The following is a 21,238-nucleotide window of genomic DNA, read 5'->3' as shown; positions in this document are numbered from 1 at the left end:
TTAAACCCCGCTCAGAGACCGGAGAAGGTGAAGTCCACCTCGGGCTTTCGGCCAGCCACAATATCAGCCAGCGCCGCTGCCGAGCCGCAGGAGTGGGTCCAGCCAAGGGTGCCGTGACCGGTGTTCAGGTACAGGTTGGAGAAGTGACTCTTGCCAATGTAGGGCACATTGGAGGGGGTCGCAGGCCTGAGTCCGGTCCAGAACTCGGCCTCGTCCCAGCGCCCGGCTTCCGGCATGATCTCAGCCACCCGGCGCACAATGGCCCGGCAGCGGGTGTGATTCAGATCCCGGCCATAGCCGTTCAGCTCAGCGGTACCGGCAATGCGCATACGATCACCCAGGCGGGAATACACCAGTTTGTATTCGTCGTCCGTCAGGCTGACGTTGAAGGCCGCTTCCTCATTCCTGACCGGCACTGTGATCGAATAGCCCTTGGCCGGATAGATGTTCAGGAACAGGCCCAGGCGGCGCGCGAGAATGGCACTGAAACTGCCCAGGCTGAGCACGTAGCTGTCGGCCCGGAGGGTTTCGTGGTGACCTTCGCGCAGGGTGCGAAGGCCCATGATGCGGTCACTGGCCCGGTCGAAATCCAGAATCTCGGTGCCATAGAGGAATTCGACACCGGCCTCTTCACAGCGTTTGGCCAGCGCCTGGGTGAACTTTCGGGCATCCCCGCTTTCGTCCTCACTGGTGTAGGTGGCGCCGGCGATGCGATGACGGATTGGCTTCAGCGCCGGCTCCAGTTCCACCGCGCGATCGGCGTCGATGACCTGACGATCGCAGCCCAGGTCCCGCATGATCTGCGCCGGACCCAGGGCCCCGTCAAATTCCGTCGGATTGGTGTAGAAGTGCAGTATGCCCCTGTCCAGTTGGTCGTACTCCAGGCCCTCTTCCTGACGCAACGCCTGCAACTGGCTGCGACTGTAGGTGCCCAGGTTCACCATCTGGCGGATGTTATGGGCCGCCTTGGCGGAGGTGCACTGGGTCAGGAAAGACAGGGCCCAGCGCCACTGATAAGGGTCCAGGCGGGGCCGGTAAAGCAGGGGGGCGTCAGGCTGGAACAGCCACTTCATGACTTTCAGCGGGGCGGAGGGATTGGCCCAGGGCTCGGCATGGGAAACGGAAATCTGCCCGCCATTGGCGTAACTGGTTTCAAGCCCTGACTGGTTCTGGCGATCAACCACCGTCACCCTGTGGCCCTGTTTCTGCAGAAACCAGGCGGTGGTCACCCCGACAACGCCTGCTCCCATCACCAGTATGTGCATGCCTGCCTCTCCTCAAATCGATACTGCAGACCGTCAGCCGCCCGCGCGTTTGACGGTCCATCCTTTCTGTTCCAGCAACGGCACCAGCGTGTCGCGCTGATCTCCCTGAATTTCCACGATACCATCCCGGACCGTACCACCGGTGCCGCACTTGGCCTTGAGCTGCTTGGCGTAGGCTTTCAGCGCCTTGTCGTCCAACGGGATCCCGGTGATCAGTGTCACGCCTTTGCCCTTGCGCCCCTTGGTCTCACGACTGACCCGGACGATACCGTCACCCGCCGGCCGGCTGACGGTATCGGAACACACACACTCGGACGACGGACGACGGCACTGCGGACACATACGGCCCTGATCCGTGGAATAGACCAGGCCGCCCTGATTCTTCTTACCCACCTTCAGTTTCCTGTATTGCTCAGTTCAGCTCCGGAGGGTATTGGGAAAACATATCAGAGACAACCTCGTCAATAATACGCTGGCGGGTTTCCGGAGACTGGGTCTCCCGCAGATAGCGACGACTGATGGCCTGCCAGACCACCTCTCCAGACTCCCGGTCCGCCAGGCGCACAATCAGTTTTCCCTCGGTGACCTCGCGAATCGGTGGCGGCGCGGTAATGCCCCAGCCAAAGTTACCGTGCCCGAAGCCAAATCCCAGGCCAACGCCACTCTGCTCCAGGCGATCCTCTTCCTGGATGCGCCAGCTGATCAGCAGATCGGCCTCGGCTTCGTCCGCCCGCTTCAGAGTCGTTCCCCCCAGTTCACGGGCCACAGCTTCCCGCACCCGCTGGCCATCCAGGGACAGAAAGCCCCCGGACTCCTGGTCCGGCGCAAACGCCCAGGTGGTGTAATCCGAGAATGCGGTCCGGGACTGGTAATCGGTTACCACCGAGCTGGCACAGCCGGCCAGAAATCCAGCCAGAAGAACTGTCATCAAAATACGCATCATCGATCCTCCGGGATTGACTGCCATGTGACGAGTATACGCGGAGTTGCCCGGCGATGGTTCGCCAAGGGCTTCAGTTTTCGAAACGGTAATCCAGCCCGCGGGCCTCGCAGAAACCGGCGAAGGGTTCCCGCGCCACCTCGGGTAATGACACCAGGGCACTGACGCCGCTGCCATAGTCCACCTGCTCCACCAGGCCGTCGCTGTTTTCACACCAGTGCCGCAGGGGCTGCTCGTCGGCAAACCCCAGAGCAACACGCACCTGCAACCTAGACTGCTGAACCTTTCGGTCCACCGCAGAGAGCACGCTTTCGGCGGCGCCGGCATAGGCCCGTACCAACCCGCCGGCACCCAGTTTGATGCCGCCAAAATAGCGGATCACGATCACCAGCACATCGCCCAGATCCTTGTGCTGGATAACGTTGAGAATCGGCTTTCCGGCCGTGCCGGACGGTTCGCCATCATCGTTCATACCCGCCTCGGCAGCCGAACCGGGCCGGCCGATCTGGTAGGCCCAGCAGACATGCCGGGCATCAGGAAACTCACGGTGCGCCAGCGCTGCCAGTTCCTTGACCTCATCCCGGCTGGCCACAGGATACACCCGGGCAATGAACCGGCTTTTCTTGATCTCTGTTTCACGTTCCAGAAAGCCTGCTGGCACAGGGTAGTCTTTACTCATGACAAGGTCAGTCCTTAACAAATATCGGCAGGCTGATCAAAACCCTCAGCCCCCCGGTGTCACGGTTCTCCGCGCGGATACTGCCATCATGGGCCACGATAATGTCACGGCTGATCGCCAGGCCCAGCCCCCAGCCGTTCCCCGAACGGGACTGGTCAGCCCGATAGAATGGCTCAAACAGATGCGCCAGGGTTTCGTGAGCCACGCCCGGGCCTTCGTCCTCAATCAGGATCTCCAGGCGTTCCTCCACCTGGCCGACCCGGACGTCCACCCGCGTCGAAGGCGGCGCATGGTCCAGCGCGTTCTGCAGCACGTTGTCCAGCGCCCGTTGCAGCAGACTTGCGTCCCCGAGTACCGATGCCGTGGAGGCTTCCGGACTGGCCTCCAGGTGGCAGTCCACACCCCGCTGCTCCGCGTAATCAGCGGCATCGCCCAGGACCCGGTTCACCAGCGCCAGCAACCGCACGGGCTCACGTTCCATATCGCCGCCGGCTTCGGACACACGGTAGAGCGCCAGGATCTGCCCGGTCATGGCTTCCAGCCGCTCGTTCTGGCGCAGTATGCTTTCCATCAGGGCGGTGTCGGCGCCCGCGTCACTGGCAAGCTCAATGGCCACCCGTTGCCGTGCCAGGGGCGTGCGCAGATCGTGTGAAATGTCCCGCAGCAACTGGTTCTGCCGGTCGAGCAACTGGCACAGCCGGTCGGTCATGGCGTTGAAAGCCCGGGCTAACTGCCCCACTTCATCCCGCCGGCGGGTGATACGGTTATTGACTCTCAGGCTGGTATTGCCCGCAGCAATGGCCTGGGCGGTGCCCTCCATATGGCCCAGTGGTCGGGCGACCATCCGGGCGATCCACCAGCAGGCCAGGGTAATGAACAGGAAGGCCAGCGCCATTTCCATAAACCGGAATACCCGGGGCTCCAGCCAGCCTTCCCCTCCCATACGGGGCCAGGCCACCAGTTGATAGCCTCCGTCAAGTTCAATCACCGCCGGCTTGTTCGGGAACCATCCGGATTTCATGCGCTGACGTATCCCCCTGGGCAGCCGGTGATGGCCGCCTTCGCGCTCTACCAGAAACAGATGCAGGTCCAACCGGTCACTCTCGTTCCGCAGGAAGTTCCGGGCGGCCAGAGTGCCCTGTTGTTGCTGGATCGCCAACGCATCGGTGGCGACTTCCTGAAGCCCCACTTCACGCTCGATGGCGTGACGCTCCCGGTCCACGAAATAACGGGTCGCCAGGTTACTGGCCACCACCGCAACGGCCATGGCCAGCCAGATAGACAGGAAGATCCGCCAGAACAGGGGGAAGGTAAACCGCTTCATGAGACTGGCACCCGGTAACTGTAACCAAGCCCACGAACCGTCTCGATCCGGGGCGGGTCATCGTTACCCAGTTTCTTGCGCAGGTTGCTGATGTGCATATCCAGGGTCCGGTCGTAGGCTTCCAGCCGGCGCCCGAGCGCCCACTGCATCAGGTCTGTCTTGCGTACCACGCTGCCGGCCCGGGCCAGCAGCACCTGCAGCACCTCGTATTCAGTGGCCGTCAGGTCCAGCGGTGTGTCGTTCTGGTAGATCCGGCGCTGATCCGGTTCCACCCGCAGATCTCCGTAGGTTCGGGCCGCATCCACCTCGTTCTTCTGGTCCCAGGCAATGCGGCGTAACAGGGCCTGCAGACGGGCCACCAGTTCACGGGGGTTGCAGGGCTTGGGGATGTAATCATCTGCGCCCACTTCAAAACCAACGATTCGGTCGGTCTCATCGCCCCGGGCCGTCAGCAGAATCACCGGCAGGTGGGCCTGTCCGCGCAGTTCGCGTAGAACGTCCAGGCCGCTGATGTCAGGCAGCATGATATCAAGAACCACAATGTCACAATCCTGAGCCAGTGCCAGCGCCAGACCGTCACGGCCATTGGCCGCCTCACGCACAGTGAAGCCCTGACTGTCCAGGTATCGGGCCAGCAACGCCCGTAGTTCATCATCGTCCTCGATCAGCAATACCCGGTTCTGCATGGTGACCTCTCCGCCAATGTCCGCTGCCAGTCTATCACGACCGCCGTTTGGGCCTTTCCGGGTGTTTGCCCTTTACCCAACCTTTACAAGCGCCTGACATCCCCTGACGTTGTCCCGCCTTATGATGGCAGGCATCAAGACCCGAAACCAACGAGGTGAACCATGAAAACACGTAGATCCATTCTCGCCGCCAGTGCCCTGGCCGCACTGATCGTCTCCGCACCACTCGCCTTTGCCGGCAAACACGGCATGAACCATGACAGCCGCTGGGACCGTCAGGCCATGTGCGAGAATTTCCGCGATGGCAAGGCGCCATTCAATATGGCCGAGCGCCGTGCCGAAATGGCAAAGCGCAATGCCGAGATGGCCGACCGGCTCAAGCTCAATGAGGAGCAGCGCGAAATCTGGCGTGAAATACAACAGGAGCGCCAGCAAAAGAACATGGAGCGGATGGAACAATGGCGGGAGAAGATGCAGCGCCGCTGTGACCGCCAGGGCAACTGAACAGACCGCCTTCAAGGTGCGCAGTCATCCAGCAACCATTCGCTTGCGTACTTTCCACCAGATTCGACCCGGCCGGGGGAACCCTGCCGGGTTGCTGCTGTCATTCCAATTTTGAGCTGACGGAAATCCTACATGCGACGACTGCTAAAATCCCTGGCCTGGATCACCGGATCACTGGCCCTGCTGCTGTTCGGACCATTGCTGATGGCGACAAGCGGCAATCTGGCTGGCGCCGAAAGCTGGCAGGATGCCAGCCGAGAAAGTGCAGGCATCGCCCCGTTGGCCAGCGAAACCCCGGAAGCCGTGGTGCAGGTTTACGGTGCCCGCGCCTGGAGTTGGCGGGGGTATTTTGCGGTCCATACGTGGATTGCCACAAAAGAAGCTAACGCCGATCATTACCGGGTGCACGAAGTCACCGGCTGGCGCCGGAACGTGGTGAACTCCCGGCCGGGCGAACCGGATCGACACTGGTATGGTGCTGCTCCTGAGCTGTATGCCGATATTCGTGGCAAATCTGCAGCCGAACTCATTCCGCGGATTGAGCAGGCTGTAGCGGCCTATCCCTACCCGACCGAGTACAACGCCTGGCCCGGCCCCAACAGCAATACCTTCACCGCCTGGGTGATCCGCCAGACACCGGGACTGGATGTAGCTCTGCCCAACCATGCCATCGGCAAGGACTACCTGGGCGACGAAATTGCGGCCCGGGTGCCCGGCGGCACCGGTTACCAGGTGTCACTGGGCGGCTACCTCGGCGTGCTTGCGGGCGCACGGGAAGGCCTGGAGGTCAACGTTCTGGGCCTGTCCTTCGGCATCAACCCAATGGCACTGGGCATCAAGCTTCCCGGCATTGGCGAGCTGGCACTGCTCAATACCAACCCGATGCCAGACACCGAAACGGCCGCGCCCTGACCGGTGCCAACTCAGCTCCGGGCAAATTCCAGATAACGACTGGCCGCCTGTTTTTTCTCATCCTGGCTGTTGAGCAGGGCCAGTCGCAGCTTGTCGATCACTTTCAGATAATGATCCAGGGGCGAGGTCGCTTTGCCTTCCTCCCTGGAGGCCTTGATGAACGCTTTCTGCTCTTCGCGAATGCTGTTGAGCTTTTCCAGCGCACCCCGGATCGCTTCAACCCGGGCTTCCACCAGTCCATTGGTCACAGGGTCTACGCGCCCTGCCGGCTCAGGCAGGCTTTCCACCATGGCCGGAACCGCTTCTTCCGGGGTGTCAGCCGCCAGGTCCTGAGCCGCCAGGTCCAGTTCCTCCAGCGTCCGCACTTCACCACCAGTGGTCAGATAGATCCCGGACGACCGGATCTGGCCAAGTGGGACACCCTGGCTGTTGGCCAGAGTGAAACTGTCCTGGACGCTGTCCAGATACAGGGCCTGCACTCCCACCTCCGCCAGTGATCGGAGTTCCTCGCCCCCATCGGCGGTCTGCACCCAGACCGACAGGGAATCGAACACCTCGTCACCTTCATCAATCCAGCGATTGCCATCATCATCGTAACGGGCCAGTTCACCAAACCCCGAGCCTGAGCCCGGGCCAAACAGTTCCGAACCGTCATCCACCTTGCCGTTGCCATTACGATCAAACACCAGGTAACCACTGCCGGCACCGAGCGCGGCAAACGACTCGGTCTCACCGTTGCCGGTCATGTCAAACTCAAACAGGGTGTCGGTCAGACGGGCGGTGGCGGCACCAAAATTGATGACCAGCGGATCGGACATGGGGCGCTCACGGATCTGAACGTTTTCCGAATACTGATAACTCCGGGATTGGGACTGGCGGAGCGACAGGGTGAAATCGATGGTATTGCCATCATCCAGGGTGATACTTCCCGAGGAGGCAAAACTCCGGCTTTCCGACTCCGAATAAAACATGTACCGACTGGCTGAGACGGACAGACTTTGCGGTGTTTCCACCGGCGCTTCCCCGCCCAGGGCCGCGCGGCTGACGCGCATGGCCTGCTGCCCCACTAGCAACAGGTCCGACGACCGCTCCAGCAGTTGCTCGGTAGTGAAACTTTGAGTGCGGCCATCCCCGGACACCTCGCCGCTGGAGCTGAACGCCATCTGTTCCCGGGCGCTGTAGCGGTAGGCTGCCTGACGGAATACGGACAGTTCTGTTCCCTGATCCACGGCCTGCCCCGGAGCGGAACCCGACTGCCGCACCCGGAGCTGACTGGCATCCAGAGTGGAAACCTGGCGCGAACTGTCCTGAAACAGGGAAATCTGGCTGGATGTAATCATGGCTGCGAACCCTCTAGACGATTGCCTGGGTTATCGGCACCACAACCGGAAACTTGAACAGTTTTTACACAGATCTCTCAGATTACATACCGGACCAGCGCCGCCGCCACCAACCCCATGGCAATGGCCGGCAGGGGCTTTTTCAGCACCAGCATGGTCATACCCGTTGCCGCCAGGGCCGCCAGCGCGCCCAGGTCGCCAGCCACCGCCATGGGCACGATAATGGCAATCAGAACGGAGCTGGCCATGGTATTGATGAAGCTTTCGACCCTTGGATTGATGCGCACAAACGACATCACGAACACCCCGCCGAAGCGGGTCACCAGGGTCACCAGCGCCATAATGGCAATCAGGGCCAGAACCCCGGCGGAGGTGGTTTCAATAGTCATCAGGCAGCCTCCTCACCGGTTTCATCCTATTTGTCTGATCTGTCCGCCCAGAACAGGCCGACAACACCGCCGGCCAGCGCCCCCACCACTACGTGGCTATTGGGAGGCAGCCATTTCCAGGCAGCCAGGGAACCGGCGCCCGCAACCAGCCAGGCCACCAGCACCCGAGGGCTCTTGTTGCCGCCCAGGGCCATAGACAACAGAAAACAGCCCAGCACCATGTCCAGACCGAAGGCCTTGGGATTCTGTAACAGCCCGCCGAAGAAGACCCCGACAGACGTGCCCAGAATCCAGGCCATCCAGAGCACCAGCCCACCACCGATGATGACCTCCAGATTGCGCCGGCCACTCTGGTATTCCTGCGCCGACACCGCCCAGTTGGCGTCGGTGAGCAGCAGCAACAGGGCATAGCGACGGCCCGGGGACACGTCCCTGAGCATCGGGTACAGGGACGCCCCCATCAGCAGGTGCCGGGAGTTGATGGCAAAGACCACCGCCATCAACGGCAGTAAAGAGACTTCCGCGCCCCACATGTCCACGGCCGCAAACTGGGAGGCGCCAGCGAACATCGCCGCACTCATCAGAATGGACTGAAACGGCGATAGCCCCTCCTGACTGGCGGCCAGGCCGAACGCGGTGCCGAAGGCCACCACAAACAACGAGATCGGCAGCAGGCGGAAAAACTCCGCCCGCACCTTGCGGGACTCAAACTGGTAGGGATAAAGATTGGCAGACATCAGAGGACGCTATGTCGGATAAAGTGAAAGGCGAATAGGTAGAAACCCTATTAGAAAAAAATTCTATCGCCAGCTCAAGTGGTTAGATGACTACCTCAGTTACTTTCCCGATTTATCCCCATTTCTGGATTGACGTTCACGTAAACTTCCTTTAGCTTGAATTTTGTCCAGCCCCAAAAGGGCGGGCCCGACCAATCCTTCGGGCAGGACACCCAAGACCGAAGCGCCGGCCAAAAGCCGGACGAACAAAAACAAGACAACCCAACCGCCGCGATCCGGTCAGGTGGGAGAGGATTACAACATGTCTGATCTTTCACGCTCCCCGCAAGGGCTGCGTACTGTCAGCCTGGATGACATCTGGGCAAAAGACAGTGGCCCCGTGTATATGAATGGCAGCCAGGCACTCGCACGTCTGCCCCTGCTGCAAGCCCGCCTTGACCAGAAGAACCAACTCCATACCGCCGGCTTCATCTCCGGTTACCGGGGCTCACCCCTGGGCGGCTTCGACAAGGTTCTCTGGAAAGCCCGCGATTACCTGAAAAAACAGAACATCCATTTCCTGCCCGGTGTTAACGAAGACCTGGGTGCCACCGCCGTCTGGGGCAGCCAGCAGGTCAATATTTTCGAGGGCGCCCGCTACGATGGCGTGTTTGCCCTCTGGTACGGCAAGGGCCCCGGTGTCGATCGCACCGGCGATGTCTTCAAGCACGCCAATGCCGCCGGCACCTCCCGGTTCGGCGGTGTGCTGGCAGTGGCCGGTGATGATCACGCCTGCAAGTCCTCCACCCTGCCCCACCAGAGTGACTACGCCTTTCAGGACGCCGGCATGCCGGTTCTGAACCCGGCGGGCATACAGGACATTCTCGACCTGGGCCTCTACGGCTGGGCCATGTCCCGTTACAGCGGCTGCTGGGTGGGGTTCAAGGCACTGGCGGAGAACATGGACTCGTCCATTTCCGCCAACCTGGACCTGGATCGCATCCAGATCCGGCTTCCGGAGGATTTCCGCATGCCCGAGGGCGGCCTGAATTCACGCTGGCCGGACAAGCCCATGGAGCAGGAACAGCGCCTGCATCGGCACAAACTGGATGCCGCCCGCGCCTTCTGCCGCGCCAACCGCCTGGACCATACAGTGTTTTCTGCCAGCCAGCCCCGCCTGGGCATCATCACCACCGGCAAGGCCTATCTGGATGTTGTCCAGGCACTGGCGGACCTGGGACTGGGCGAGCAGGAACGCGAAGCCATCGGCCTGAGTGTCTACAAGGTAGCCATGCCCTGGCCCCTGGAACCCGAGGGCATCTTCGAGTTTGCCAGTGGCCTGGAAGAAATCCTGGTGGTGGAAGAAAAGCGCGGGCTGATCGAGGAACAGATCAAGGCCCAACTCTACACCTGGCAGGATGCCCGGCGGCCCCGGGTGATCGGCAAACTGGACGACCAGGGCAACGAACTGCTGCCGGTGATTGCCGAGCTGACCCCGGCCATGGTGGCCCGGGCCATCGCCTCGCGGCTGGAGGGCCGTTACTGCAACGACACGCTGCGCCAGCGCCTGGACTTCCTGGCCGAGAAGGAAAACAGCCTGGCCCAGCCCCGCGAACGGCTCGAGCGCACGCCGCATTTCTGCTCCGGCTGTCCCCACAACACCTCCACCCAGGTGCCCGAAGGCAGCCGGGCCCTGGGCGGTATCGGTTGCCACTACATGGCCACCTGGATGGACCGGGGCACCGACACCTTCACCCAGATGGGTGGCGAAGGGGTGACCTGGCTGGGCCAGGCGCCCTTCACCAGCCAGAAACACGTGTTCCAGAACCTGGGTGACGGCACCTATTTCCATTCCGGCGTGCTCGCCATCCGGGCAGCCATCGCCTCGGGTGCCAATATCACCTACAAGATTCTCTACAACGACGCTGTGGCCATGACCGGCGGCCAGCCGGTGGACGGCACCCTCACCGTCCAGCAGATCAGCCATCAGCTCTACGGCGAGGGTGTGCGCCGCATCGCCGTGGTCAGCGACGACATCGACAAGTACCCCTCCCGGGCCGACTTTGCCGATCGCACCACCTTTCACCATCGCGATGACCTGGACGAACTTCAGCGTGAAATGCGCGAGATCGAAGGCTGCTCGGTCATCATCTATGACCAGACCTGCGCGGCCGAGAAACGCCGGCGCCGGAAACGCGGCACCATGGAAGACCCGGATCAGCGCGTGATGATTCACGCCGATGTGTGCGAGGGCTGTGGTGACTGCGGCATCCAGTCCAACTGCCTGTCGCTGCTGCCCAAGGAAACCGAACAGGGCCGCAAGCGCACCATTGACCAGTCCGCCTGCAACAAGGACTTCTCCTGTGTGCGGGGGTTCTGCCCGAGCTTTGTCACCGTCAAGGGCGGCCGGCTGAAGAAACCCGCCGGCGTCAGCGCCGATGTGGACTTCCCGGAACTGCCGGAACCCACCCGGGTCTCCGGCCACGACCCTTACGGCATTCTGCTGACCGGTGTCGGTGGCACCGGTGTGGTGACGGTCAGTGCCCTGCTGGGCATGGCCGCCCACCTTGAAGGCAAGGGCGTCTCCGTGTTGGACCAGACCGGCCTGGCACAGAAATTTGGCGCCGTGGTCAGCCATGTCCGCATCAGCGATCACCAGGAAGACATCCACGCCGTGCGCATCCCGGCCGGCGAGGCCGACCTGATGATTGCCTTTGACCTGATGGTCGCCGCCGGCGACGAAGCCCTGGCGAAACTCGACAACCGCTTCTCCCGGGCCGTGGTCAACACCGAACCGGCCATGCCGGCGGCCTTCACCCGGGATCCGGATATCCAGTTCCCGGGCGACGCCATGGAACAGAGCATCCGGGAAGCCTGCCAGTCCGGCAGCAGCTGGTTCCTGGATGCCGGCGGACTGGCCAAGGCGCTGATGGCCGACGGCATGGCGGTCAACCTGTTCACCATCGGTTTTGCCTACCAGCAGGGCCTGTTGCCCCTGAGCGCGGCAGCGATTGAACGGGCCATCGAGCTCAATAACGTGGCCATCGAGAAGAACAAGCAGGCCTTCCTGTGGGGCCGGCGCGCCGCCCACGATCTGGACCGGGTCAAAGCGCTGGCGTTTCCGAAGCCCCAGGGCAACCCTGTCCAGGTGATGGAGACCCTCGATCAGCTCATTGAACGCAACAAGGCCCATCTGGCCGAGTACCAGAATGCCGGGCTGGCCCGGCGTTATGAAAAGCTGGTACGCCAGGCCGAAGCCCGCATCCAGCAGCGCCTGGACCGGGATCCCCTGCTGCTGCGGGCGATTGCCGAGAACTATGCCCGGGTTCTGGCTTACAAGGACGAGTACGAAGTGGCCCGCCTGTTCAGCAATGGCAGCCTTCGCAAACAGCTGGCGGAGGAGTTCGAGGGCGACGTGGAGCTGGAATTCAACCTGGCACCGCCGCTGCTCAGCCGAGGCAAACAGGGCGAGCGTCCGAAGAAGTACCGTTTCGGCCCCTGGATGGAGCGGGCGTTCGGGATTCTGGCCAAAGCCCGGGGCCTGCGCGGCACGCCGCTGGACCCGTTCGGCTACAGCGCTGATCGCCGCCTGGAACGCAAGCTGATCCGGGAATACGAAGCCGACGTGGCCTATCTGCTCAAACACCTGAGCACCGACCACGCCGATGCCGCCCGAAACCTGGCCAACCTGCCTGCGAAGATCCGCGGCTACGGCCCGGTCAAGGAAGCGGCCTATCAGGCAACCCGCCGTGAGCGCGAGCAGCTTCGGGCCGAGCTTAACCCGCAGGCCCGGGAACACCAGCAGATCGCCAACGCTGCCGTCTAACAACAAAAACCGGCTGCCGCAGGCCCCACAAGGGTAGCGGTAGCCCCTGGACAAGGTGAAACGCCATGAACGTATTCAGCCATCCGGAGTTCGACAACCACGAACACCTGTCTTTTTTCTGCGATGCACAGACCGGCCTCAGGTCCATCGTCGCGATCCACAACAGCAGCCGCGGCCCCGCACTCGGGGGCTGCCGGATGTTCCCCTATGCCAGCGATGAACAGGCCCTGCGGGATGTCCTGCGACTGTCACGGGGCATGACCTACAAATCCGCCCTGGCCAACCTGGACCTGGGCGGCGGCAAGTCGGTGATCATCGGTGATCCGCGCAAACACAAGACCGACGCCATGCTCGAAGCCATGGGCCGGCATCTGGAAAGCCTGGGCGGCCAGTACATTGCCGCCGAGGATTCCGGCACCAGCGTCGCCGACCTGAAAGTCATGGGCCGCCACACCCGGCATGTCGCCGGCATCGCGCCCCGCACCGGTTTCGATGGCAACCCGAGTAACGGTGACCCATCCCCGGCCACGGCCTACGGCACCTTCATCGGCCTGAAAGCGGCAGTCCGCCACCGCCTGGGCCGCGATGATCTGAACGGCCTGAAAGTGGCCATCCAGGGCATCGGCAATGTCGGCTTCCGGCTGGCCCGGCACCTGGCGGACGCCGGCGCCGAACTCTGGGTGCATGACATCCATGAGGATAATCTTCGCCGGGCCATAGACGAACTGGGCGCCCGCCCTGCGGCGGCCGAAGACATCCTGACCCTGCCGGTGGACGTGGTCGCCCCCTGTGCCATGGGCGCGGTCCTGAACGACACCAGTATCCCCGCGATCCGGGCCGGCATCATCGCCGGCGCCGCCAACAACCTGCTCGAACGGCCGGAACACGATGCCATGCTGCGCCAGCACGACATCCTGTATGCGCCGGATTTCGCCATCAACGCCGGCGGCATCATCGATGTCTTCTACGAGCGTACCGGCGCGTCACCGGACCAGGTCCGGCGCCATGTGGATACCATTGGCGAGACCCTGGCAGAGATTTTCAGCCGCTCTGAGAAGTCCGGGCTCCCCACCGGCGCCATCGCCAACGAACTGGCGGAAGAGCGGTTCAGCAAACACATCGCGGGTGCCGGGCTGGCACCCCAGCGGTGGGCTCGCGCCGGTTGACCTGACACCGGTGCTTCCCCTCTGGGAGCCTTGGACAGCCACGGCTCCCCTTTTTACCTGACGACAAAAACAAGTATTCCAGGAGATCCTCATGTCTGTTCATTCAACAGGTTCTGCAACCTATTCCGGTGCCCTTGAGGGTGCCAACGCCAAGCGCGGCCTCTGGTCATCCAGGCTCGCCTTTATACTGGCGGCCACCGGGTCGGCGGTGGGCCTGGGCAACATCTGGAAGTTTCCCTATATCACCGGCGAAAACGGCGGTGGTGCCTTCGTCATTGTCTACCTCGCCTGCATCGCCGTGGTCGGCATTCCGATCATGATGGCGGAAGTGATGATCGGCCGCCGCGGCGGCCGCAGCCCGGTCAACAGCCTGCGCCTGATCACCGAGCGTGACCGGCTGAACCCGGCCTGGAAACTGGTGGGGGCCGTGGGCGTGCTCGCCGGCTTCCTGATCCTGTCGTTCTATTCGGTGATCGGTGGTTGGGCCGTGTCCTACGTCGGCACCAGCGCCAGCGGCCAGCTGGCCGGCCAGTCCGCCGAGGCCATAGGCGCCATTTTCTCAGGGCTGCTGAGTGATCCGGTTACCCTGCTGCTCTGGCATTCGGTGTTTATGGCCCTGGTGATGGTGGTGGTTGCCCGGGGCGTGCGCTCCGGCCTCGAACGGGCGGTCAGCATTCTGATGCCGGCCCTGTTCGTACTGCTCCTGGTGATGGTCGGTTACGCCATGACTTCCGGCGCTTTCGGCCAGGCCGTGAGCTTCCTGTTCCAGCCGGACTTCTCCAGCCTGACCACCACCGGCATCCTGGTGGCGCTTGGCCACGCCTTTTTCACCCTGAGCCTGGGCATGGCGGTCATGATGGCCTACGGGTCCTACCTGCCCAAGAACATCTCCATCGCCAAGACCTCGATGACGGTCTCCGTTATTGATACCGGCGTGGCCCTGCTGGCCGGTCTGGCAATCTTTCCTATTGTCTTTGCCAACGGACTCGAACCCGGTGCCGGCCCTGGCCTGATTTTCCAGACCCTGCCTCTGGCCTTTGGTCAGATGCCCCTGGGCAGCCTGTTTGGCACCCTGTTTTTCGTTTTGCTGATCTTCGCGGCCTGGACATCCGGCATTTCCCTGCTGGAGCCGATCGTTGAGTGGCTGGAGGAGCAGAAAGGCATGAACCGCACGGTCAGCACCCTGGGTGCGGGACTGGTTTGCTGGGCTCTGGGTATCGCTTCCATCCTGTCCCTGAACCTGTGGGCCGATGTCGCGCCCCTGGGCTTCATCCCCATGCTGGAAGGCAAGACCGTTTTCGATCTGCTGGACTTCTTCACCGCCAACATTCTGCTGCCCCTGGGTGGCCTGCTGGTGGCGCTGTTTGCCGGCTGGGTGATGTCGCGGCAAGCCATGGAAAACGAGTTGAGCCTGCCGGCCCCCGCGTTCCGCCTGTGGTTCATGACCGTGCGTTTCATTACGCCGGTCGCCGTGGCCATCGTGTTTATCTACAACCTGGTCTAAACCTGCCGGGGAGCCTGCACGGCTCCCCGCTCACAACTGGCTGATGGCCACTGCCAGGGTCTCCCCGATCCGGGCATTGAGTTTCAGGTTCACCAGATCCTCCGCCCGCGTGCGGCCCAGCGTCAGGGTGGCCATGGGCTTTTGCCATTCCCCGGCATAACGACAGAAACGGAAGCCGGAATACACCATCAGGGAAGAGCCAATCACCAGCAGGCCATCGCTCTCGCGAATGGCGTCCATGGCGGTGGTCACCCGCTGGCGGGGCACGAAGTCGCCGAAGAACACCACGTCCGGTTTGAGAATGCCGTTGCAGACCGGGCAACCCGCCACCTGGAAGCCGGAGAAATCCACGTCCAGATCGGCGTCGCCGTCCGGGGCCGCGGTCGCGGTGAAATGCCGGAAATCCGGATTCAGGTCGGCACAGCGGTCATGCACCTCGTCCCGTGAGCAACGATAACCGCAGCTCATGCACACCACTTCGTCCGCCCGGCCATGAAGATCAAGCACCCCCCGGCTGCCGGCTTTCTGGTGCAGCCGGTCCACGTTCTGGGTCACCACCAGTTGGCAGTGGTTCAGCAGTTCCAGTTCGGCAATATGATGATGGGAAGGATTGGGGGTGGCGTTACGTATCACCGGCCAGCCGATCAGGCTCCGGCCCCAGTATCGCTGACGGGTCCCGGTGCTGGTCATGAAGTCCTGATGCTGGACCGGCTGCTTGCGCTTCCAGGCACCGTCGCCATCCCGGTAGTCCGGAATGCCAGAGTCGGTACTTACTCCCGCCCCGGTCAGGATAACCAGCCGGGGGTAGTGGTGAATAAAATCGGCAAGCTGTTCACCGGCCTGCTGCGGGCCCAGTTCAACCAGCGCCTCGGTCAGCTCCGGCAGGCGCTGATCGCGGCTGAACGGACGGGTTCGATGGGGCAGTTCTGTCATTGCTTCTCCGGCAGTTATCCCGGCTTCCGCGCCACATACACCGTATTGAACGACTCCCTGTTCTGGAACGGATTGAAAAAGGTCACCACATGGCAGACGACGTCGGTGAACACATCCCGGAGCACGGCCATGAATTCGGCGTCCTCGCCCTCATTGGACCACATCGCGAAGACGCCACCGGGCCGGATCTGACCCGCCATGTGCCCGATGCTGTCCACGGTATAGAAGCTGGCGTTGGAATCGTGCAACAACGCCCGTGGGGAATGGTCGATGTCCAGCAGGATGGCATCGAACTGCCGGCCCGGTGACTGCGGGTCAAAGCCGCCCTGATCCGGCGCCTGCACCGCCAGATCGAAAAAGCTGCCCTGCACATACCGGGTTCGCTCATCGTCGGTCAGCTCCCGGCCGAGCGGTACCAGGCCCTGCTGATGCCAGCCAATCACCGGCTGCAGGTATTCAACCACCAGCAGTTCACTGACCCTCGGGTCCTTGAGCGCGGCAACGGCGGTGTAGCCCAGACCGAGACCGCCGACCACCACACTCAGGCCGTCACCCGGCGTGGCGGCCAGCCCCAGATCGGCCAGCGCCACTTCGGCATCCACGAACATGCTGGACATGAGGAATTCCTCGCCCATCTTGACCTCGTGAATGTCCCGGTTACCAAGCGCCGGGATACGGCGCCGGCGCAGGGTGATGTCACCAATGGCCGAAGGCTGGCTGTCGATCTGTTCAAATAGCAGTCCCAAAAGCACGCTCTCTCGTCTGTGGCTCCGGAACCTCAGGGTTCCAGATGCCAGGGATTATCGGTCAGGGGTTCGGCCCCTTTCTCTGTCACCAGGATGGTTTCACTACTACCAATGCCCCAGCGGCCCGGCGCCCTCAGGCAGATCGGCAAGTGAAACACCATGCCCGGCTGGAATTCCGTGTTGCCACCGCGGGCGATAAAACCGGAACCCTCAACCCAGGATGGCGGAAACTGGGCGCCCACGGTATAACCAAATACGCCGGAAAAGAAGACTTCATCCGCCAGCGGCTGGAGCGCCCTTTCCGCCGCCCGGGCGGCTTCGTCAAAGGAAACGCCGGGGCGAACGGAAGCCAGCAGCGCATCCACGATACGACGACAGCCGTCATGGACCCGCTGCACATCACCATCCGGCTGACCACCGGCAACCACGGTCTGCATCATCGGTGCGGTGTAACGATACCAGGCGGAGCCAAACTCCAGGAATACCGGATCACCGGCCTCAATGACGGTGCGCCGGTGATTGCAGTGGATAAAGCTGCTGCGCACACCGGTGGTGACGATCGGCTGCATGCTCATGAATTCACTGCCCGCCTCGATCAGGGCCCGGGCACCGGCAGCCGCCACATCATTATCCGTCGTGCCTGGAATCACGGCGGCACGCGCCGCTTTCAGCCCGGCTGCCGTCACTCTGGCGCTTTCCCGGAGATAGGCGATCTCCGCCTCCGATTTGACGATGCGGATTTTCTTGAGCAGACCGTTATTATGGACGAAACGCACCGTAGGCAGGCGCACTTTCAGGCCATCCAGCACACCGGTACGCAGGGAGCCGTGCCAGGCATCCACCGCCACCGTCTCAATGCCGTTGGTCAGTGCCTGGACCAGGGGTTCCAGCACATCCCCGATGCCCTCCCAGCGGTAACCACTGATGTTCTCGACCCGGGTGGTGGTCAGTGCCGGCCCCATTTCAATAGATGGCACCTGGAGCATCAGATCCTTATGGGTGACCACCAGGGCCACATGCACCGACACCTCGAAGGTGCCGTAACCGGTCAGGTAGAAGATATCCGAGGGATCGGTCACCAGCAGGGCGTCAAAATCCTCCAGCGCCATGCGCTCCCGGACCCGGTTTATCCGGTCTTCGTACTCGGACGCCTGAAACGGACACTCCGCGCCGCGATAGCGTGGCGACAGGGCTTTGCCATAGGCATTGAAATCCATGAAACGTCTCCCGGTTCCGGCCCCGAAACCCTCGGGGCTTTCAGCGAATTAGCGTTACTTCTGGGAGACTGGACCGAAAACCGGGTTTGTACAAATTCACGCCGGCAGAAAGCGTCAGAATCCGCCGCTGATCTCGATCTCAGCTTCAAGCCCCCGTAGCCGCTCCACCAGAAATTCCATGACCATACGCACACGCGCCATCTGCTGGGTGTCCTGATTGACATGCAGCCACAGATCCACGCTTTCACCGTCCAGGGGATCGGACAGCCGCCGAAGTTCCCGCGCTCTCTCGCCCACATAACAGGGCAGAACCGCCAGTCCCGTACCGGCTCTCGCCAACGCCAGCATGGACTGCAGGCTGTTGCAGCGGATCACCGACGTCACCTGTTTCAGATGCTTGCGATACCAGCGGCCGGTAGCCAGGTGACTGAAGGTCTCATCCGGGAGGATCCAGACGCACTCGTCCGGGTGATTCTCGATGTCCATGTTGCGGTTGCGGCGACAGTACTGGGCCGAGCCGTAAACGGCTGACTCCACCGACGCAATCCGCTCCCCTTCCAGGGTTGCCTGGGGCTTGTTTTCCGGGCGCAGGGTCAGGTCCGGTTCCCGGTGAGTCAGGTTGGCCACGTCGTTATCCGTGAGCAGTTCCAGTTCGATATCCGGAAACTGGCGCACCATTTCCGCCAGTATCGGCCCCAGCAGCTGGTTCACCATCATGTCCTCGGCGGCAATCCGGACCTTGCCCACCGGCGCGGAATCCCCGCCGATCAGCTTGCGCTCCAGATTGTCCATATCCGTGGCCAGCCTCTCCGCTTCCCGGAAGGCCATTTCGCCCACCGGCGTCAGTTGAAGACCGTTCTGGTTGCGCTCGAAAAACTGCACACCCAGAGACTCCTCCATCTGGTCCAGCCGGCGCAGCACCGTTGTCTGGTGTACGCCCAGTATTTCACCGGCTTTCGCCAGCGTCCCGCCTATTGCAAGCGCCCTTATGTATCGAAGATAATCCCAGTCCATAATCACTGCATATTTGCAACACGAGTACGGAGTTTAACGTATTCAAGCTGCAAAAAAGAATCCTTAGAATATGTCGTAAATTAAAGATAGATCGCTATCAATCCACCCGATGAAGGAGGAAGGCGCTATGACTCAGAACCATATCGCAACCGTAAACCCCATGCCGTCCACCATCCTCCACAACAGTGCTGAGGTCAGGCGCCAGTATACCCGCGCTGCGGCTCGCCAGGCGATGGCATTTATCCGTCGTAAGGTACGGATTTTCAACCGCAAAGCAGTCGCTGTAGCCCAGGACATGCCTCAGGTACAGGGCGGCCACTGAGTTAGTCTCTGCTCCACCCCTCCTCCCCGAGGAGGGGAACGAACCTCACATCCCCAAAGTCTTCCCGATCAAAACCACCATCAGGCCTTCGTGTTATACACAACAAACGCTGGACCCCTTGCTCCGGCCCGACCGGAATAACCAGTCGACCACCCACAGCCAGCTGCTCTGACAGGGCATCCGGCATGGCAGGCGCCCCGGCAGCCACACAGATCCCGTCAAAAGGCGCCGCTTCCGGCCAGCCCAGAGATCCGTCCCCGCATCGCACCTGCACCTGACTGAATCCGGCTTTCCTCAGGTTCTCACGGGCACGTTCAGCCAGTTCCGGAACCCGTTCCATACTGAAAACTTCCAGGGCTATGCTGGCCAGCACGGCCGCTGCGTAACCCGACCCCGTGCCAATATCAAGTACCCGTTCCCGGCCATCCAGACCCAGCATGTCGGCCATCAGGGCGACAATGTAAGGCTGGGAGATGGTCTGCCCATAGCCGATCGGCAGGGGGTGATCCTCATACGCCTCATCCTGCAGATGCCTGGGAACGAACAACTCCCGGGGAACCTGCTCCATGGCCTCCAGGACCCGGGGGTCCCGGATACCCCGCGCCAGAATCTGTTCCCGCACCATGTCCAGCCGGCGGGCGCTGCTGTCTTTGCTGTCTGAGCCCATGTGACGACACTCCCATGGTTACTGGCGGTTACAACCCATAACCTTTTTACAACAGATGCATAGACTGCTACTGTCTATTTTTTAATCAAAGATTACTCCTCCACCCGATGGAGAAAAAGAAAAACAACAAGCCGGAAAACAACAACAAGACCTGCCTCTGCCGCCAGGCCGAGGGGTACGGGGAGAAAACCATGTCTACGTCAGTCGAACACCTCCAGCAACGCACGCTGGATGCCACCGAGTTGCTCGGGGATCTGATCCCGTCCGCCATCACCCTCGCCACTATGCTTCGGCATCGGACAATGGCCACCTGGCTGCGCCAGGAATATGAAGGCTACGCAGACCATCAACAGGCCCCGCCCTACCGTCGGGAACTGCCCGGCCACATCGTGGCCAAATCACCACAGTACGGCTGGATACCGGCACCAGTCGAGGAACATCAGACCGAGCAATTCGGGCGCCTGGATCTTCTGGACCCGGTGCGTGAACTGGAACACACCTGCCTGAACTGCAAGAAGGGTAACGGCAGCCGGATCCTGCTGGCCCGGGAGGATCTGGCCACCCTGCAGAAACAGATCAATCTGAGCGCGGACCTGGCCATTAATATCAGCCGCGACGTTTACTGCCAACTGCTACGAACGGTCCGCGGAGGCCTCCATCTGTGGCTGGAGGCCCTGGTGGCCGCCGGCCTTGAAGGTGAACACAATCAGTTCAGCCGTGATGAAAAAGCCCAGGTGGCCCATCTGGACACGCCCCAGGATTTCTGGCGCCGGGCGATGGCCGAAAGAGACTCACTGCCGGTTCCGGATGTCCGGGAACTGGGCCTGCTCGAGCGGATGTTCGGCCGGGCCGGCTGATCCGCGCCTCTCATCCCCCCCGGATTGGCGGGCGCATGCCTGCTGCATCCGGGGTACTATCAAACCTGCGTCACATATTTAATGGTTATATCTCACAAGTTTTTTACAACAGATTCTGCAATCTGCTAGCGTTTACCCTGAACGCTTATCAATCCCCATATCCTCGGGTGGCTCTGTTCGTCTACGCAACAGGGATACCGGGAAACGACCCATTACGGAACCACTAACAAG

Annotated in this window: 21 protein-coding genes; 7 read left to right on the top strand and 14 right to left on the bottom strand. The window is 61.9% G+C overall.

What is annotated here, in order from left to right:
* Positions 1 to 11: 11 nt before the first annotated feature.
* The 6 genes from HNR38_RS12475 to HNR38_RS12450 form a co-directional block, all read right to left on the bottom strand.
* On the bottom strand, positions 12 to 1,265 hold the full coding sequence (locus tag HNR38_RS12475; protein WP_183704675.1) for a D-amino acid dehydrogenase: 1,254 nt from the start codon (positions 1,263 to 1,265) through the stop codon (positions 12 to 14).
* A 33-nt stretch (positions 1,266 to 1,298) separates the two neighbouring features.
* Positions 1,299 to 1,658 (bottom strand): translation initiation factor Sui1, encoded by a 360-nt coding sequence (locus HNR38_RS12470; RefSeq protein WP_183704673.1) that lies wholly within the window; start codon positions 1,656 to 1,658, stop codon positions 1,299 to 1,301.
* 19 nt (positions 1,659 to 1,677) lie between these two features.
* Positions 1,678 to 2,205 carry a DUF4136 domain-containing protein gene (locus HNR38_RS12465; protein WP_183704974.1) on the bottom strand — a complete coding sequence of 176 codons (528 nt, stop codon included), beginning with the start codon at positions 2,203 to 2,205 and terminating at the stop codon, positions 1,678 to 1,680.
* A gap of 73 nt (positions 2,206 to 2,278) precedes the next feature.
* Positions 2,279 to 2,884, bottom strand: a complete 606-nt coding sequence (locus tag HNR38_RS12460; RefSeq protein ID WP_183704671.1) for an IMPACT family protein — start codon at positions 2,882 to 2,884, stop codon at positions 2,279 to 2,281.
* A 7-nt stretch (positions 2,885 to 2,891) separates the two neighbouring features.
* Positions 2,892 to 4,208, bottom strand: coding sequence for a sensor histidine kinase (locus HNR38_RS12455; RefSeq protein WP_183704669.1), 1,317 nt, complete (start codon positions 4,206 to 4,208; stop codon positions 2,892 to 2,894).
* A complete protein-coding gene (locus HNR38_RS12450) occupies positions 4,205 to 4,894 on the bottom strand; it encodes a response regulator transcription factor (protein ID WP_183704667.1) in 690 nt (229 codons plus the stop codon). The genes HNR38_RS12455 and HNR38_RS12450 overlap by 4 nt, the downstream gene beginning before the upstream one ends.
* 162 nt (positions 4,895 to 5,056) lie before the next feature.
* Here HNR38_RS12450 and HNR38_RS12445 point away from each other — a divergent pair, with 162 nt between their 5' ends.
* Positions 5,057 to 5,398 carry a hypothetical protein gene (locus tag HNR38_RS12445; protein WP_183704664.1) on the top strand — a complete coding sequence of 114 codons (342 nt, stop codon included), beginning with the start codon at positions 5,057 to 5,059 and terminating at the stop codon, positions 5,396 to 5,398.
* Between the two features lie 132 nt (positions 5,399 to 5,530).
* Positions 5,531 to 6,310, top strand: a complete 780-nt coding sequence (locus HNR38_RS12440; RefSeq protein WP_183704662.1) for a DUF3750 domain-containing protein — start codon at positions 5,531 to 5,533, stop codon at positions 6,308 to 6,310.
* 11 nt (positions 6,311 to 6,321) lie between these two features.
* Here HNR38_RS12440 and HNR38_RS12435 read toward each other — a convergent pair whose 3' ends face one another.
* The 3 genes from HNR38_RS12435 to HNR38_RS12425 form a co-directional block, all read right to left on the bottom strand.
* Positions 6,322 to 7,650, bottom strand: coding sequence for a hypothetical protein (locus tag HNR38_RS12435; RefSeq protein WP_183704660.1), 1,329 nt, complete (start codon positions 7,648 to 7,650; stop codon positions 6,322 to 6,324).
* Positions 7,651 to 7,727: 77 nt separating this feature from the next.
* Positions 7,728 to 8,039, bottom strand: a complete 312-nt coding sequence (locus tag HNR38_RS12430; RefSeq protein WP_183704658.1) for an AzlD family protein — start codon at positions 8,037 to 8,039, stop codon at positions 7,728 to 7,730.
* A gap of 26 nt (positions 8,040 to 8,065) precedes the next feature.
* Positions 8,066 to 8,776, bottom strand: coding sequence for an AzlC family ABC transporter permease (locus tag HNR38_RS12425; protein WP_183704656.1), 711 nt, complete (start codon positions 8,774 to 8,776; stop codon positions 8,066 to 8,068).
* Positions 8,777 to 9,077: 301 nt separating this feature from the next.
* Here HNR38_RS12425 and HNR38_RS12420 point away from each other — a divergent pair, with 301 nt between their 5' ends.
* The 3 genes from HNR38_RS12420 to HNR38_RS12410 all read left to right on the top strand — a co-directional run bounded on the left by HNR38_RS12420 (position 9,078) and on the right by HNR38_RS12410 (position 15,251).
* A complete protein-coding gene (locus HNR38_RS12420; RefSeq protein ID WP_183704654.1) occupies positions 9,078 to 12,581 on the top strand; it encodes an indolepyruvate ferredoxin oxidoreductase family protein in 3,504 nt (1,167 codons plus the stop codon).
* A 65-nt stretch (positions 12,582 to 12,646) separates the two neighbouring features.
* Complete coding sequence (locus HNR38_RS12415; protein ID WP_183704652.1) at positions 12,647 to 13,747, top strand: Glu/Leu/Phe/Val family dehydrogenase; 1,101 nt, start codon at positions 12,647 to 12,649, stop codon at positions 13,745 to 13,747.
* Between the two features lie 91 nt (positions 13,748 to 13,838).
* Positions 13,839 to 15,251 (top strand): sodium-dependent transporter, encoded by a 1,413-nt coding sequence (locus HNR38_RS12410; protein WP_183704650.1) that lies wholly within the window; start codon positions 13,839 to 13,841, stop codon positions 15,249 to 15,251.
* A gap of 30 nt (positions 15,252 to 15,281) precedes the next feature.
* Here HNR38_RS12410 and HNR38_RS12405 read toward each other — a convergent pair whose 3' ends face one another.
* From HNR38_RS12405 to HNR38_RS12390, 4 genes are all read right to left on the bottom strand, one after another.
* Positions 15,282 to 16,184, bottom strand: a complete 903-nt coding sequence (locus tag HNR38_RS12405; protein ID WP_183704648.1) for an NAD-dependent protein deacetylase — start codon at positions 16,182 to 16,184, stop codon at positions 15,282 to 15,284.
* A 14-nt stretch (positions 16,185 to 16,198) separates the two neighbouring features.
* Positions 16,199 to 16,936 carry a polyamine aminopropyltransferase gene (locus tag HNR38_RS12400; protein WP_343068305.1) on the bottom strand — a complete coding sequence of 246 codons (738 nt, stop codon included), beginning with the start codon at positions 16,934 to 16,936 and terminating at the stop codon, positions 16,199 to 16,201.
* 26 nt (positions 16,937 to 16,962) lie between these two features.
* On the bottom strand, positions 16,963 to 18,147 hold the full coding sequence (locus tag HNR38_RS12395; protein ID WP_183704644.1) for a M24 family metallopeptidase: 1,185 nt from the start codon (positions 18,145 to 18,147) through the stop codon (positions 16,963 to 16,965).
* Between the two features lie 114 nt (positions 18,148 to 18,261).
* Positions 18,262 to 19,161 carry a LysR family transcriptional regulator gene (locus tag HNR38_RS12390; RefSeq protein WP_183704642.1) on the bottom strand — a complete coding sequence of 300 codons (900 nt, stop codon included), beginning with the start codon at positions 19,159 to 19,161 and terminating at the stop codon, positions 18,262 to 18,264.
* 127 nt (positions 19,162 to 19,288) lie between these two features.
* Between HNR38_RS12390 and HNR38_RS12385 the strand changes: the two genes are divergently transcribed.
* Positions 19,289 to 19,483 carry a hypothetical protein gene (locus HNR38_RS12385; RefSeq protein ID WP_183704640.1) on the top strand — a complete coding sequence of 65 codons (195 nt, stop codon included), beginning with the start codon at positions 19,289 to 19,291 and terminating at the stop codon, positions 19,481 to 19,483.
* Between the two features lies 1 nt (position 19,484).
* Here HNR38_RS12385 and HNR38_RS12380 read toward each other — a convergent pair whose 3' ends face one another.
* The gene (locus HNR38_RS12380; RefSeq protein WP_183704638.1) at positions 19,485 to 20,150 is read right to left on the bottom strand and encodes a protein-L-isoaspartate(D-aspartate) O-methyltransferase; all 666 of its coding nucleotides are present in this window, start codon (positions 20,148 to 20,150) and stop codon (positions 19,485 to 19,487) included.
* A gap of 191 nt (positions 20,151 to 20,341) precedes the next feature.
* Here HNR38_RS12380 and HNR38_RS12375 point away from each other — a divergent pair, with 191 nt between their 5' ends.
* The gene (locus tag HNR38_RS12375; protein WP_183704636.1) at positions 20,342 to 21,007 is read left to right on the top strand and encodes an AbiTii domain-containing protein; all 666 of its coding nucleotides are present in this window, start codon (positions 20,342 to 20,344) and stop codon (positions 21,005 to 21,007) included.
* Positions 21,008 to 21,238: the final 231 nt, after the last annotated feature.

The organism is Marinobacter oulmenensis (genome assembly GCF_014201735.1).
In the GTDB taxonomy this organism is placed as follows: Bacteria; Pseudomonadota; Gammaproteobacteria; order Pseudomonadales; family Oleiphilaceae; genus Marinobacter; species Marinobacter oulmenensis.
This window is presented reverse-complemented; position numbering and strand designations above follow the sequence as displayed.

What these genes read in the sequence shown, in the direction of transcription:
- HNR38_RS12475 (WP_183704675.1), bottom strand. Translation starts at nt 1,265, where the DNA reads ATGCACATACTGGTGATGGGAGCAGGCGTTGTCGGGGTGACCACCGCC.
- HNR38_RS12465 (WP_183704974.1), bottom strand. Translation starts at nt 2,205, where the DNA reads ATGCGTATTTTGATGACAGTTCTTCTGGCTGGATTTCTGGCCGGCTGT.
- HNR38_RS12460 (WP_183704671.1), bottom strand. Translation starts at nt 2,884, where the DNA reads ATGAGTAAAGACTACCCTGTGCCAGCAGGCTTTCTGGAACGTGAAACA.
- HNR38_RS12455 (WP_183704669.1), bottom strand. Translation starts at nt 4,208, where the DNA reads ATGAAGCGGTTTACCTTCCCCCTGTTCTGGCGGATCTTCCTGTCTATC.
- HNR38_RS12450 (WP_183704667.1), bottom strand. Translation starts at nt 4,894, where the DNA reads ATGCAGAACCGGGTATTGCTGATCGAGGACGATGATGAACTACGGGCG.
- HNR38_RS12445 (WP_183704664.1), top strand. Translation starts at nt 5,057, where the DNA reads ATGAAAACACGTAGATCCATTCTCGCCGCCAGTGCCCTGGCCGCACTG.
- HNR38_RS12440 (WP_183704662.1), top strand. Translation starts at nt 5,531, where the DNA reads ATGCGACGACTGCTAAAATCCCTGGCCTGGATCACCGGATCACTGGCC.
- HNR38_RS12435 (WP_183704660.1), bottom strand. Translation starts at nt 7,650, where the DNA reads ATGATTACATCCAGCCAGATTTCCCTGTTTCAGGACAGTTCGCGCCAG.
- HNR38_RS12430 (WP_183704658.1), bottom strand. Translation starts at nt 8,039, where the DNA reads ATGACTATTGAAACCACCTCCGCCGGGGTTCTGGCCCTGATTGCCATT.
- HNR38_RS12425 (WP_183704656.1), bottom strand. Translation starts at nt 8,776, where the DNA reads ATGTCTGCCAATCTTTATCCCTACCAGTTTGAGTCCCGCAAGGTGCGG.
- HNR38_RS12420 (WP_183704654.1), top strand. Translation starts at nt 9,078, where the DNA reads ATGTCTGATCTTTCACGCTCCCCGCAAGGGCTGCGTACTGTCAGCCTG.
- HNR38_RS12415 (WP_183704652.1), top strand. Translation starts at nt 12,647, where the DNA reads ATGAACGTATTCAGCCATCCGGAGTTCGACAACCACGAACACCTGTCT.
- HNR38_RS12410 (WP_183704650.1), top strand. Translation starts at nt 13,839, where the DNA reads ATGTCTGTTCATTCAACAGGTTCTGCAACCTATTCCGGTGCCCTTGAG.
- HNR38_RS12405 (WP_183704648.1), bottom strand. Translation starts at nt 16,184, where the DNA reads ATGACAGAACTGCCCCATCGAACCCGTCCGTTCAGCCGCGATCAGCGC.
- HNR38_RS12395 (WP_183704644.1), bottom strand. Translation starts at nt 18,147, where the DNA reads ATGGATTTCAATGCCTATGGCAAAGCCCTGTCGCCACGCTATCGCGGC.
- HNR38_RS12390 (WP_183704642.1), bottom strand. Translation starts at nt 19,161, where the DNA reads ATGGACTGGGATTATCTTCGATACATAAGGGCGCTTGCAATAGGCGGG.
- HNR38_RS12385 (WP_183704640.1), top strand. Translation starts at nt 19,289, where the DNA reads ATGACTCAGAACCATATCGCAACCGTAAACCCCATGCCGTCCACCATC.
- HNR38_RS12380 (WP_183704638.1), bottom strand. Translation starts at nt 20,150, where the DNA reads ATGGGCTCAGACAGCAAAGACAGCAGCGCCCGCCGGCTGGACATGGTG.
- HNR38_RS12375 (WP_183704636.1), top strand. Translation starts at nt 20,342, where the DNA reads ATGTCTACGTCAGTCGAACACCTCCAGCAACGCACGCTGGATGCCACC.